The sequence below is a fragment of the Roseibium limicola genome (assembly GCF_017313085.1).
Taxonomy (GTDB): Bacteria; Pseudomonadota; Alphaproteobacteria; order Rhizobiales; family Stappiaceae; genus Roseibium; species Roseibium limicola.
Genome location: NZ_JAFLNF010000001.1, coordinates 410,751 through 422,325 on the forward strand (window position 1 = coordinate 410,751; position 11,575 = coordinate 422,325).

An 11,575-nucleotide genomic window follows, 5' to 3' on the forward strand; every position below is an offset into this window, starting at 1 on the left:
AAACAGACTGATGCTTTTCCAAACGTTGGATTGTACACAATTTCTATGTAAATTCAGCGCCGAAACCCAGTTCGCACTCAATCGACCTTGTGCACAATAAATAGTCACATTTCGGTACTGGTTCAGAGAAGCTGCAGCTTTTTCAACGGGGAAAGCAGAAGCTCGACACAAAACCTGCCGGATGAATGAGTTCGAGAACTCAAACAGACGCCTTCATAGGCGCCGTCCCAGAGGAGATCGCGGCCCTCTCCGCACTGGCAACTTCACGCTCGCATTGAGTGAAACCGTAGGCCGGTACGATATCGCCACCCCGCGCGCCGATCTGCTCCCATTCAGAAACCACCTGCTCAGGCGCATCCGCGCCCGACCCGACATAAACGCCCTCGGTCAGTGTCACATGGGCCTGAGCGAAATGCCCCGCCCCCGCGCACAGGATCTGACGGGTCGGTGCCGCCTCCCCCACAAGAGCTAACAGGCCAGCACTGACTTTCGCCGGAGCCAATTGCTCAAGAGCCTCATTCTGAAGGATGCCGTCGGTCATCTGTGTTGCAGCCGTCGGCGCCAGCGCATTGACCTTTATGTTGTACTTGTCACCTTCCAGCGCCAGCGTCTGCATCAAACCGACCAACGCCATTTTGGCTGCGCCATAGTTGGACTGACCAAAGTTACCATACAGCCCCGACGACGAGGTGGTCATCACGATGCGGCCATAGCCCTGCCGCCGCATGATCTCCCAGACAGCCTTGGTGCAGATGACAGATCCCATCAGGTGAACGTCGACCACCAGTCGGAAATCATCCAGGCTCATCTTGGCGAAGGACTTGTCGCGCAGAATGCCGGCGTTGTTGATCAGGATATCTACCTGACCCCAGGTCTCCAGCGATTTGGAAACCATGGCCGCAACCGCAGCTTCATCCGTCACCGATGCGCCAAAGCCAAAGGCCTCACCACCGGCTGCAATGATCTCATCCGCGACAGCTACAGCGGCATCCCCATTCATGTCATTGACGACGACCTTTGCGCCGAGGCGCGCCAGTTGCAAGGCGTGGCAACGCCCCAGTCCACCACCGGCCCCTGTCACAATCGCCACGCGCCCGTTCAAAGTCATTCCAAGTTTCCTCTTGATCCAGTCCATCTGCAGCAAAGACCACAGCACGGCAACGCGCCGGACATTTCTAATTCCCAGCGCGCTTAAGCACCTACACCTCTTTACCCAATTTAAAAACCAACCTGATCGCCGCCCTTCAAATCCAGCATCTGGCGCGCCTCTTGCGGCGAGGCGACTTCAAGACCGAGCCCCTCGATCACCTTGCGCACGCGGCGCACCTGATCGGCATTTGTCTTGGCCAGTGTACCAGGTCCATCCCAAAGGGAATCTTCCAGCCCGACGCGGACGTTGCCGCCCATCGATGCTGCCATCGTGGTGATCGGCATCTGATGTCGCCCAGCCCCAAGAACCGACCAGACATAATCATCTCCAAACAGCCGATCCGCCGTGCGACGCATATGCGCGATATCTTCCGGATGCGTACCGATACCACCCAGAATGCCGAACACCGTCTGGATGAACAGCGGCCCCTTGACCAGACCACGGTCACGGAAATGCGCAAGGTTATAAAGGTGACTGGTATCGTAGCATTCGAATTCAAAGCGGGTGCCGTTGCCGGAACAAGATTCCAGGATGAACTCAATGTCCTTGAAGGTATTCTTGAAGACCGTGTCACGGGTCTTTTCCAGATACGCCGGCTCCCATTCATGCTGGAATTCCTTGTAGCGGTCCAGCATCGGATACAAGCCGAAATTCATCGACCCCATATTGAGGGAGGCGACCTCCGGTGCAAAGTGTGTGGCCGGGCGCAGGCGCTCTTCTACAGTCATCGTCGGACTGCCACCGGTCGTCAGGTTCAAAACCGCATCAGTCGACTGCTTGACCCTCGGCAGGAATTCCGCGAATGCCGCGGGGTCTTGCGTCGGGCGTCCGTCTTCCGCTGTCCTTGCATGCAGGTGCAGGATCGAAGCGCCTGCAGCCGCCGCTTCAATCGCATGCGTCGCAATCTGGTCGGAATTGACCGGCAGGTGCGGTGACATGCTCGGAGTGTGAATGCCCCCGGTGATTGCACAGGTGATGATGATTTTACGGCTCGGCTTTGCCATGAGTAGTCTCTCCTCCCGACGCTTTCGTCGTTTTGTTCCTTATGCATTCAGATCGTTTCGACGTTGCCACACACACTGATCGCCTGCCCGGATATGTTGGCTCCGGCCGGGGAACAAAGAAACAGCGCCATGGAAGCAATATCTTCCGGGTCGACCATGCGTCGCAGGGAGATATTAGCCAGATATTGCTGTTCCATATCAGCGTAGGACACGCCTTCTGCTTCTGCCCGCGAGCGGATGACATTCTCCATGCGCGGACCGCGAACGATTCCTGGAAGGATAGCATTGACCCGGATGCCATCGGGACCCATTTCCTTGGCCAGACTCTGCGTCAAACCAACAATGCCCCATTTGGTCGCGGCGTAGGGCGTTCGCAGGCCATAGCCCAGCCGCCCGGCGACCGAAGACACATTGATAATCGCTCCGGCGTCGCTTTCCCGTAGCATCGCCGCCGACTTTTGCACAACGAGAAACTGGCCGAGCAAGTTGATGTCGAGGGTGGCGCGGATCTCGTCCAGCTCCAGCGCATCGATCGCCCCCGTTGGACCTGAGATGCCGGCATTGTTGACCAGTACATCCAGCCCGCCGAAGCGTTCGCGTGCCAGATCCAGCATTCGCGCAACATCCGCCTCGCTTGCAACATCTGCCTTCACCGTCTGAATACCCGGATAGGCCAGCTCCGCCCGCTGCAGAGAGGCTTCGTCAATATCGCAGATCAGAACCTTGGCGCCGGTTTCAAGGAAGGCGCTCGCAATGGCCTCGCCAATTCCTGAAGCACCTGCTGTCACGAGCACCCGCAAACCGGCCCGCGGCTGCATTTTTTCGATCATCTTCATTTTCTACCGATCCCGGCCCGGCTTGGTCCGAACCGTCCTTCCAAACCCGCTGATGCTCAGGCGACTTCTAGCCAATTGCGACGTATTTCAGGTGCCTGCACCAGATCATCCGGCGTTCCACGGAACACCAGCTCGCCATGTCCCATCACCAGAACCTCCCGAGCCACTTTCAGTGCAATCGTCAGCTTCTGCTCAACCAGCATGACAGCGACCCCGCGCTTGCCGATATCAAGGATGAATTCCATCACAACCTCGACGATCCGTGGCGCCAGACCTTCGGTCGGTTCATCGATCAGAAGAAGACGTGGGTTGCCGAGCAGCGACCGACAGATCGTCAGCATCTGCTGCTCTCCGCCCGACAGATAGCCGGCGTTGATGTCGCGACGTTCCTTGAGGCGGGGAAAATAGCCGTACATTTCCTCGACCGACCATTGATGCGCTCCCGGCGGCGGGGTCTGTACGCCCATCGCAAGGTTTTCGCCGACCGTCAGGTTGGGAAAGACCAAGCGCTCTTCAGGTACGTAGCCGATACCATGCCGGCAGATATCAAAAGAGCGCTTGCCCGCAAGTTCTTCTCCGTTGAGCTGTACCGATCCGGATGTGGGGGGAACGAGCCCCATCATAGCTTTGAGTAAAGTCGAGCGTCCGGAGCCATTTCGACCCAGAAGCGAGACAATCGTGCCATCTTCGATATCCAGATCGACACCATGCAGAATATGGCTCTTGCCATAATGGGCGTGCAGCCCCTTGATCTCCAAAAGGCTCATGATGCGGTCTCCTCACCCAGATAAGCTTCCTGAACCTCTCGGTTCTCGCTGATGGCCTTGGGTGTATCCGTGGCGAGAATGTTGCCATAGACCAGCACCGAAACCCGGTCGCACAGACTGAAGACCACGCTCATGTCATGCTCCACCATCAACAGCGTCTTACCCTCCGTGACAGATCGGATCAGCTCCACGGCTTGAGCTGTTTCCTCGCGTGACATTCCAGCGGTCGGTTCATCCAGAAGGATCACATCGGCACCGGTTGTCAGCGTCATGCCGATCTCCAGAGCACGTTGTTCCGAGTAGGTCAGATCTCCCGCCATATCTGCGGCACGGGCATCAAGCCCGACCTCAGCCAGAATGGCGCGAGCTTCATCATTGATACGCCGCATGCGCGACACCGGCTGAAATAGCCCGAAGCGCACGTTGTGACGGGCCAAAACGCCGATGCGCAGGTTTTCAAAGACACTCAGGCGCGGAAAGATGTTGGTGATCTGAAACGAGCGCGCCAGGCCGCTGCGGTTGATCTGATACGGCGGCAGACCAACAATGCTGCGACCGTTGAGCGCGATGTCACCGCTGGTCACGGGGAACATGCCCGAGATCAGATTGAACAGGGTCGACTTGCCGGCGCCATTCGGCCCGATCACCGCATGACGTTCCCCGGCCTTGATGGCGAGATTAACGCCTTTCATAACCGAGATCTCGCCGAACGACTTGGTGACATCTGTCAGTTGAAGTGCAAAACCCGTTTGCGAATGCAGCGTGCTCATGCAGCACCTCCTTTCAACTTCGCAGCATCCGGGGCCTTAGTACTTTCCGTTTCAGGCCGTCCCATAGCCTCCCATTTGGCAGCAATGGTCCCGCGCACCTTGAACAGCAACACAGCGCCGACACCTGCCAGCACCAATGGTACCAGCCACGTAAGCGGGGACACCGGGCTCCAGGAGAGACCAAACAGATGGTACCCAGGATAGGCCCCCGCAGCATTGCGCAAGTTCACGGAATACTCCTCGCCGAACAGCACGGCGACCGTTTCCGTCAGATAGATCACCGCAGAACCGACCAGCAGCGCCCCTAGAGCGGCCAAGGCATAAGGCTTAGCCAATCCTGTCCAATCCGCACGACGCAGGCTGCGCATGTGGTGCTGAACCACGCCGCCGATGCCTGCCGGTGCATAGAGCATCACCAGCACGAAAATCAGCCCCTGATAAAACAGCCACGACCTTGTGAGATCAGACACCAGATAGGCAAACAGCGTGAAGGAAACGGCACCAACGACTGGACCGAAGAAGATGGTAGCACCACCGACGAACGTTTGCAGGACCACCTGGGCGGAAATCTGGGAGCCGAACAGCGCATAGTTGGCCGTCTCGTTGGAAATCGCCTGCAAGGCACCCGCAACACCTGTGAACATGGCCGAGATCGCGAAGATCACCATTTTCGCCGTGTGGGCATTATAGCCGAGAAAACGAACACGCTGCTCGTTATCCCGGATCGCCAGGGTCAGTCGACCGAACGGTGTCCGTGTGTAGGCCCAGAGCACCAAAATTGATAACATTACCCAGCCAAGCGTCAGGTAATAGACCTCAAGAACCGATCCGAAGATGATCCCCTGCCATGGCATGCGCATGGATGAAATGCCGGATTCTCCGCCGAACAGCCCTTGCAGATGCGGTGTCAGCGAATGAAACAGTTCGGCAAACGCCAGCGTCACAAGCGCAAAGTAAACGCCGGACCGCATTGTCGAGAAGTACCCGGCGACCAGCCCAACCACCAGGCCCGCAAGAGCGCCCGCAAGAGGCAGCAGCGGGGTGGGAAAGCCCAGGCCATCTTCAACTGCAAGCATCAAATGCAAAGTAGCGAAGGCACCCATGCCGAAGTAGGCGGCGTGCCCGAAGGACAGCAAACCAGCCTGACCGGAGAGAAGATTGAAGGCCAACGCGAACAGGCTTGCTATCAGAATGTTGACCAAAGCGTTCTGCCATCCAAGGCCGAGAAACGGCGGCACGATGAGCAGGACTGCCAGAACGGCAGCCATCAGAATGAGATTTCTCATGGAAGCCATATCAGTTGCGCTCCCCCATCAGTCCGGCAGGGCGGACAAGGAGAACGATCAGCATCAGGGCAAAGGGAATGGTCGCACTGACGGAAGACAGTTCCAGTGTCAGAAGCCCGCCGATTGAATGCGCCCATCCACCCAGACCGACCAGATCAAGGATGGATGCCACCGACCAGTCGAGCCCGACGGCGAAAGATGAAAACAGGCCGATGATAAGTGAGGCCAGCAGCGATCCCTTCAGCGATCCGAGCCCCCCGACCACGACGACCACGAAAACGATCACCCCGAGCTCGAGGCCCATGTTCGGGTTGGTCGGATAAAAAGCACCTGCGACCGCACCGGCCAGTCCGGCAAGAGCCGCCCCGGCTCCAAAGACGCACATGAAGACAATCGGGATATTGTGGCCCAGCGCTTCGGCCATCGACGGCAATCTCTCGGCGGCACGCACCACGATGCCGGTACGCGTCCGAGTGAGCAGCCCCCACAGTAGCGCGAACATCACCACGGCCGTTGCCCCGATGAACAACCGGAAAAAAGGATAGTCGGTTCCATAGACGCTGAAGGCTGAAAAGCGCAGATAGTCCGGCATCTGATAGTTCACCGGGAAGTCACCGAAGAACAGCTTGATCATCTCTTCGATGATCATTGCCAGACCGAAAGTCAGCAGCAACTCATGCGCATGTCCATGTGCATGAACCCGCCGCAACAGGTACCGTTCAACGACCATACCGGTCAGGCCAACAACAATCGGAGCGACAATTAACCCGGCCCAAAAACCGAAGATGGATGACACCGCGTAGGCGACATAAGCGCCAAGCATGTAGAAGGAGGCATGGGCGAAGTTCAAAACGCCCATCATGCCAAAGATGAGTGTTAGCCCGGCCGAGACCATGAACAGCAACAAGCCGTAGGTCACGCCGTTCAGCGTGGAAATAATCGCAAATTCCATGGAGGGGTCTCCGGCGTCGGCGCATTCTGATCAGATACGCCCGCACCCGGCCGGAGAAGCTCCGGCCGGATAGGTTGATCTTATCAGTTAGGGCGCTTCATCTGGCAGCTGTCCTGCACCGGATAAATCGCGTCTTCACCGGAGACGACACCGACGGACTGGAAGCCCATGCTGGTGTCGTCAGCTGGATACTTGGCGTCCTTGACGACCTTGGACACGACAACCGGACGGATTGTCTGATGGTCTTCCTTGCGCACAGTGATCGGGCCAACCGGGCTTTCATAGGTCACGTCTTCAAGCGCCAGGGCAATCTTGGTGACGTCAACAGCACCGCCGCCGAAGTCCAGACCTTCCAGAGCCTGACCCAGCGCGCCGATCGCGAAGATTGTCTGCGGCTCCACAAAAATCGGATTTTGACCAGTGACGGCCTTGTAGTCCTCGGCAAAGGAAGCATCGCCAGCGGTGTTGTCATAATTGTTGGCGATGTAGTGCCCCAGCGCGGTCTCGCCAGCGTTGGCAATATTGCCCGGCTGATCCAGATAGGCAGTGCCGAAGGTCACATCGAGACCGGCGTCACCCGTGGCCTTCATCAGGAGCAGCAGATCGTTCGACCAGTTGCCCGTCATGACGGTTGTCGCGCCGGAGCTCTTGATACGTGCAACGAAGGGTGCAAAGTCCTGGATCTTGTTGACGTCATGCAGGACGGCATCAACCACCTCGAAGCCACCATCTTGTGCAGCGGATTCAATCGCAGACTGCATATCCTGGCCCCAGGAATAATTCTGGTTGATCGAGAACACCTTGGTGCCCAGATCTCCGGCTTCCTTCATCGCACTGACGAGCGCGTTGACGCGCATAGGCGCAGTTGTCGTATAGCGGAAATGATAGAACTGGCACTTGTCGCCCGTCAGCTCCATGGCTTCACCACCAACGTTGATGAAGATCATCTCATTGCCGGGATTGCGCAAATTGTGCTTGCGAACATCTTCCGTGATTTGACCGCCGATTGCGGACGATGCCCCCTGGATGACAATATCGACGCCATCAGCAACTGCCTGCTTGAACTTGTCCGCAGCGCCAGTCGCGCCGCCCGCGTTGTCGTATTCGACAACCTGAATGTCCTCGCCGTTAAAGCCACCAGCCGCATTGATCTTATCGACGCTGTACTGAACAGCAGTCGCATAGAGCCGGCCAGACGAGGTCTGTGCGCCAGAAAGGCTTTCGATGATACCGATTTTCAGGGGATCCGCCTGAGCTGCGTTTGCGCAAAACGCAAGAGTCGAGACGGCCGCCAGAGCAGCAAACTTGTTCACTTGAGTGTCCTCCACACTGTGTTCTCTCCACGCAACATCTTCGACGATCGGCTGTGCCTTGATCTGCCCTTCAGGTGCGCCCGCTCCTCCCACGGAGCAAGGACACATAAACACAGATCATTCTCAGCGTAAAGATATGTGATGTGTGATCACACATCGAAACACCTAACTTCTTGCATTGCCGCTTTCAAAGGGGCTCAGTATAGTCTGGGGCTCAAAGCAACCGGGCTCTCAACCAACCGCAAGCATCCCGGCACTTCAAAATGACAGCGCCATGCCTCCTGCGTTTTTGATCAATTCACGCAACTTACAATGCGAATTGGTCACCTCAATGCCGGAAGTCACCAGGCAAACGGATCGGCAGACGCTTAAGTGAGCAGCAAGGAATTTCAGATCAAGAAGCCCGGCATTTCTCCCATAGATGTCTCCACCGTTCAGGAGCGCGTCTACCAAAGTCTGCGCCTTGCACTCCTCAAGGGTGAGTTCATGCCGGGCGAACAGGTCTCGACCCGCGGCCTCGCCCAGGCGTTTGGAACCAGCCCGATGCCCGTGCGCGACGCTCTCGCCCGTCTTGTTGCGGAAAAGGCCCTGGAACAGCCTTCTCCCCGCGTTCTGCGGGTTCCGCCTTACGAGGCCGCCGATCATGAGGAATACATCCGCATCAGGATGCAGCTTGAAGGCTATGCAACCGAGCGCGCCAGCCGTGCCAACCCGCCCGGCCTGATTGGGACCCTGAAGTCCCACAACGAACAGTTCCGGGCCGCACTTGATGACAACAATATCGAGCAGGCGCTCGCGGAAAACCACGCATTGCATTTCGCCATTTACAACGCCAGCGGATACACACAGCTCGTCGACATGATCTCCAGCTTATGGCTGCGCACCGGACCGATTCTCGCTTCAGCGCAGAAAAACAGCGCCTTGTTCGAGAGATTGTTCCGGATCGGCTACGACATTCACAACGACGTCATAGCCGGCATTGAGTGTCGCAACCACGACGCAGTACGCCGGGCAATGCTGCTCGACATACGCTCCACCCATTTTTCTATCCGGCACTATTTCAAGACGTTGCAGGAACAAGAAGGCTCCTGAAAATCACGCTCGCCCGGCGGCACTGACAACTTTACTGCTGAATGTGCAGGCTGATAATTGCTTTCAGCTTTTCAGCGTTGCGCGCCTCGAGAGCGTCGACCATTTCCAGATGCTCCTGACCTGATTGCTCTATCCGCGCTCGTGTCGACCATTGAGACGCAGGCGCCGGCGGTGTACGCAGACGCAGATCCCGAACCAGCTCGACCAGCGCGCGATTGCCCGACGCCACCAGAAGCGCCGTGTGGAAAGCCAGGTTGGCCTCATAGATATCCATGATTGTTCCAGTCGGCAGCAACTTCAAAAACTGCTCTGCGAGCTGCCGCAACGAGGCGATATCAGCGACCGTGGCCTTGGCGACGATATAATCCGCCGCAGCGGTCTCAAGCATCACACGCAGGTCGCGGATCTCGTCTGAGAGCGCATCGTCCTCGTGGTGGACGTAATAACCACGGTTGGGCTCATATTGAATGAGCCGCTTGGTGGCGAGACTAACCAACGCTTTGCGCACTTCTGAGCGGTTGGCTGCATATCGATTTTGCAGGTCAATCTGCTTCAACCAGCTGCCTGCGGAAAAGCGCCCGGCCTGAATATCTGCTGCGAGACGATCCGCCACGCCGACACTCGGCCCCAATGTTTCTATGACTTCTGCGGCTTCTGGCGCCTCTTGCGATCCGCTCACGTTTTACCCCACCCCATAACGGTCTGCCCGATAGCTATGCGTCTCTGACTGAAATTTAGCCGCGATCAGAGATTGCGCAACTTTTCAAATCGTGCACTATATTGGTGCCAATTTTGGTGAATGTACAGATCTGACAAGCTTGAAGCGCAACTTTGTTGCTTTTTGTTTCCAGACCGACATCCCGCCAGCGACACGCGAAACTCACGAGAAACCCGATCAGGGTCACAGCACAAAAGGAACGTCTTCCCCATGAGCAACGGCGAACAAATCTGGTCCCATGTCGACACTCTGTCGGAGGACTTCTGCGGCCTGGCCGACAGGGTCTGGGAAACGCCTGAGCTGAACTACAACGAGAAGCGTTCCTCTGCCGAACATCTGGCCATGCTGGAAGCCCAGGGCTTCAAGACGACCTCCGGCGTCGCAGGCCTGCCCACCGCCGTGATGGGCGAAGCCGGTGAAGGTGGTCCGGTCATCGCGATCCTCGGTGAGTATGACGCACTGCCCGGCCTGAGCCAGGAACACGGCGTCGCCGAAAAGCGCCCCATCGAGAATGGCGGCAACGGTCATGGCTGCGGCCATAACCTGCTCGGCTCCGCCTCCATGCTCGCAGCCGCTGCCGTCAAGGATTGGCTCGCCGCCAACAACGTCAAAGGCCGCGTGCGCTATTATGGCTGCCCGGCAGAAGAAGGCGGCTCAGCCAAGGGCTTCATGGTGCGCGACGGTGTCTTTGACGATGTCGATATCGCCATCTGCTGGCACCCGGCCCCTTTTGCCGGCGTTAACAAGCCGATTTCCCTTGCCTGTAACGAACTCATCTTTACCTTCCACGGTCGCGCCTCCCATGCCGCCGCCTCGCCGGAACTCGGCCGCAGCGCTCTGGATGCCGTCGAGCTGATGAGCGTTGGCGTCAACTACATGCGGGAGCACATGCCCTCGACCGCACGGATTCACTATGCTGTCATCGACGCCGGTGGAGTTGCGCCAAACGTGGTTCAGCCACGGGCCGTTGTGCGCTATCTGGTGCGCGACCGCGAACTCCCAGCCATGCAAACACTAGTACGCCGGGTCGAGAAGATCGCCGAGGGGGCCGCCCTGATGACCGAGACCCGTGTGGAAAGCAAGATCGTGAGTGGCGATGCCAATCTGATCGGCAACACACCTTTGGAAGCCTTGATGCACCAGTGTCTGGAACGCCTTGGCCCGCCGGAATTCGACGAAGCCGACCGCGCCTTCGCCCGTGAAATCCAGAGCACATTGAGTCAGGAAGATATTGAGGCTGCCTACAAGCGCTTCGGGCTAAAGCCGCGCCTCGATGTGCCACTGTGCGACAGCATAACCCCGCTTGATGCCGGTGATGGAACTCATGTCGGCTCCACCGATGTCGGCACGGTCAGCTGGGTTGTCCCTACGGTTCAGATGCGTGGTGCGACCTACGCCATCGGCACGCCTGGACATTCCTGGCAGCTGGTCGCACAGGGCAAGATGCCGGTCGCCCACAAGGGCATGACCCACGCGGCGAAAGTCATGGCAGCAACGGTCACCGAACTCTTTACCGATCCAGCCAAGATCAATGAAGCCAAGGCTGACTTTAAGGAGCGGCTGAGTGACCGTCCCTTCATCAACCCGATCCCGGACGATTGCGAACCCGAGCTTCCTGAAGCCGACCGAAAGGCAGCGGCCGAGTGAGCCGGTTCACACTCCTTCACACCGGTCTTTCGTGCGCGAC

11 protein-coding genes are annotated in these 11,575 nt (G+C 57.8%); 2 read left to right on the top strand and 9 right to left on the bottom strand.

Annotated features, from left to right (window positions below):
• Nucleotides 1–199: 199 nt before the first annotated feature.
• The 8 genes from J0X15_RS01800 to J0X15_RS01835 all read right to left on the bottom strand — a co-directional run bounded on the left by J0X15_RS01800 (nucleotide 200) and on the right by J0X15_RS01835 (nucleotide 8,078).
• On the bottom strand, nucleotides 200–1,108 hold the full coding sequence (locus J0X15_RS01800; protein WP_231710238.1) for an SDR family NAD(P)-dependent oxidoreductase: 909 nt from the start codon (nucleotides 1,106–1,108) through the stop codon (nucleotides 200–202).
• A gap of 110 nt (nucleotides 1,109–1,218) precedes the next feature.
• Nucleotides 1,219–2,154 carry a BKACE family enzyme gene (locus tag J0X15_RS01805; protein WP_206937759.1) on the bottom strand — a complete coding sequence of 312 codons (936 nt, stop codon included), beginning with the start codon at nucleotides 2,152–2,154 and terminating at the stop codon, nucleotides 1,219–1,221.
• A 47-nt stretch (nucleotides 2,155–2,201) separates the two neighbouring features.
• Nucleotides 2,202–2,990, bottom strand: a complete 789-nt coding sequence (locus J0X15_RS01810) for an SDR family oxidoreductase (protein WP_206937760.1) — start codon at nucleotides 2,988–2,990, stop codon at nucleotides 2,202–2,204.
• Nucleotides 2,991–3,046: 56 nt separating this feature from the next.
• Entirely contained in the window at nucleotides 3,047–3,757 is a 711-nt protein-coding gene (locus J0X15_RS01815) for an ABC transporter ATP-binding protein (protein ID WP_206937761.1), read from the bottom strand.
• Complete coding sequence (locus tag J0X15_RS01820; protein WP_206937763.1) at nucleotides 3,754–4,527, bottom strand: ABC transporter ATP-binding protein; 774 nt, start codon at nucleotides 4,525–4,527, stop codon at nucleotides 3,754–3,756. The genes J0X15_RS01815 and J0X15_RS01820 overlap by 4 nt, the downstream gene beginning before the upstream one ends.
• Complete coding sequence (locus J0X15_RS01825; RefSeq protein WP_206937765.1) at nucleotides 4,524–5,822, bottom strand: branched-chain amino acid ABC transporter permease; 1,299 nt, start codon at nucleotides 5,820–5,822, stop codon at nucleotides 4,524–4,526. The genes J0X15_RS01820 and J0X15_RS01825 overlap by 4 nt, the downstream gene beginning before the upstream one ends.
• Nucleotide 5,823: 1 nt before the next feature.
• Nucleotides 5,824–6,765 (bottom strand): branched-chain amino acid ABC transporter permease, encoded by a 942-nt coding sequence (locus tag J0X15_RS01830; RefSeq protein ID WP_206937767.1) that lies wholly within the window; start codon nucleotides 6,763–6,765, stop codon nucleotides 5,824–5,826.
• A gap of 83 nt (nucleotides 6,766–6,848) precedes the next feature.
• Nucleotides 6,849–8,078: a branched-chain amino acid ABC transporter substrate-binding protein gene (locus J0X15_RS01835; protein ID WP_206937769.1), complete on the bottom strand. Its 1,230-nt coding sequence runs from the start codon at nucleotides 8,076–8,078 to the stop codon at nucleotides 6,849–6,851.
• 372 nt (nucleotides 8,079–8,450) lie between these two features.
• On the opposite strand from J0X15_RS01835, the gene J0X15_RS20325 reads away from it, so the two are divergent.
• Entirely contained in the window at nucleotides 8,451–9,170 is a 720-nt protein-coding gene (locus tag J0X15_RS20325) for a GntR family transcriptional regulator (RefSeq protein WP_206937771.1), read from the top strand.
• 31 nt (nucleotides 9,171–9,201) lie between these two features.
• On the opposite strand, the gene J0X15_RS01845 is transcribed toward J0X15_RS20325, so the two are convergent.
• Nucleotides 9,202–9,849 carry a GntR family transcriptional regulator gene (locus J0X15_RS01845; protein WP_206937773.1) on the bottom strand — a complete coding sequence of 216 codons (648 nt, stop codon included), beginning with the start codon at nucleotides 9,847–9,849 and terminating at the stop codon, nucleotides 9,202–9,204.
• A gap of 249 nt (nucleotides 9,850–10,098) precedes the next feature.
• Here J0X15_RS01845 and J0X15_RS01850 point away from each other — a divergent pair, with 249 nt between their 5' ends.
• Nucleotides 10,099–11,535, top strand: a complete 1,437-nt coding sequence (locus J0X15_RS01850) for a M20 family metallopeptidase (protein WP_206937775.1) — start codon at nucleotides 10,099–10,101, stop codon at nucleotides 11,533–11,535.
• Nucleotides 11,536–11,575 lie beyond the last annotated feature (40 nt).